The sequence below is a fragment of the Streptomyces recifensis genome (assembly GCF_002154615.1).
In the GTDB taxonomy this organism is placed as follows: domain Bacteria; phylum Actinomycetota; class Actinomycetes; order Streptomycetales; family Streptomycetaceae; genus Streptomyces; species Streptomyces griseoluteus.
Window position 1 is genome coordinate 1 of sequence record NZ_MUNH01000386.1, and the last position, 1,200, is coordinate 1,200.

3 protein-coding genes are annotated in these 1,200 nt (G+C 71.8%); all 3 read left to right on the forward strand.

All coding sequences use genetic code 11. The features are described 5' to 3' along the window. Positions 1 to 366 (forward strand): hypothetical protein (locus CCN33_RS20125; protein ID WP_107483963.1); only part of this gene is annotated, 366 nt, incomplete at its 5' end. A 46-nt stretch (positions 367 to 412) separates the two neighbouring features. Next, the gene (locus CCN33_RS20130; protein ID WP_086694969.1) at positions 413 to 835 is read left to right on the forward strand and encodes a hypothetical protein; all 423 of its coding nucleotides are present in this window, start codon (positions 413 to 415) and stop codon (positions 833 to 835) included. A 56-nt stretch (positions 836 to 891) separates the two neighbouring features. Further along, positions 892 to 1,200, forward strand: a 309-nt coding sequence (locus tag CCN33_RS20135; RefSeq protein ID WP_140394602.1) for a peptidoglycan-binding domain-containing protein, incomplete at its 3' end; no start/stop codon positions are given.

The following is a 1,200-nucleotide window of genomic DNA, read 5'->3' on the forward strand; positions in this document are numbered from 1 at the left end:
GCCCTGCTCGCGGCCCTCGCCGTCTCGGCGCCCGCCACCGCGTCGGCCGCCCCCGCCAACGCCTTGTCGGCGGAGACCAGTTGCTACGGCGGTGCCGTCACCGTCAGCTACGGCGACGCCGTCGAGTTCGGCCCCTACACCACGACCTCCCGCTGCGCCGACATCAACCTCCGCATGGTCGGCGGCGACGCCGAATTCGTCTGGGCCTGCGTGAAGTTCACCCGCGTCGGCGAGTGCAACTACTGGACCAAGGTCGGCCGGAGCTGGAAGACCATCGCGACCGACGTCAAGGACGGCAGCAAGTTCACCGTGCCCCTCGGCGTCGACCTCGAAGGCTCCTCCGCGCGCGTCCAGATCGCCTTCTGACACCCGTAAGGCCCCGCACATGGGCCCCCAAGTGATCGGACCCACCATGACCCACACACGGAGAACCGCGGCCGTCCTCGCCGCCGCCACCGCGCTGCTCGCCGCCGGCGCCACCGCCCCGGCCGTCGCCCAGCCCGAGAAGGCCGCCGCCGCCACCTCCTGCTACGGCGGCGCGACGTCCCTCACCTACCGCTACTCCACCGCCGCGGTCGAGTACGGCACCTACACGACCACCTCGCGCTGCTCCGACATCAACATCAAGCTCAGCAGCTCGGCCACCGGCTTCCTGGACGCCTGCGTCGTCTTCGTGGACCACACCACGCTGTGCAACCACGACAACACCTACTCGACGTTCGGCCCCCAGTGGGCGACCGTCGCCACCGACGTCAAGGACGGCACCCGCTTCAAGCTCCGCGTGCACGCCTACGACACCGACGCCCAGAACGTCCCGTTCCAGCTCGCCTTCTGACCGCAGACGCCTTCCGGCCGCACACGCTTCCGGCCGCAGACACAAGGGAGTTCACGATGACCTTCGCTCCGAACCGCCGCACCGTCCTGCGCGGCACCCTCGCCGCCACGGCCGGCGTCTTCGCCGGGCCGGTCCTGCTCTCGGGCAGCGCGCAGGCGTACAACTGGACGCGGACCATGAACCAGGGCGCCACCGGCGCCGACGTGACCGAGCTGCAGATCCGGGTGGCCGGCTGGGCGGCGGACTCCGCCTCGCAGTCGCGGGTCAGCATCGACGGCGACTTCGGTCCCGGCACGGCCGCCGCGGTGCGCCGGTTCCAGGCGGCGTACGGACTCTCGGCCGACGGCAGCGCCGGGCCCGCGACC

What these genes read in the sequence shown, in the direction of transcription:
- CCN33_RS20130 (WP_086694969.1), top strand. Translation starts at nt 413, where the DNA reads ATGACCCACACACGGAGAACCGCGGCCGTCCTCGCCGCCGCCACCGCG.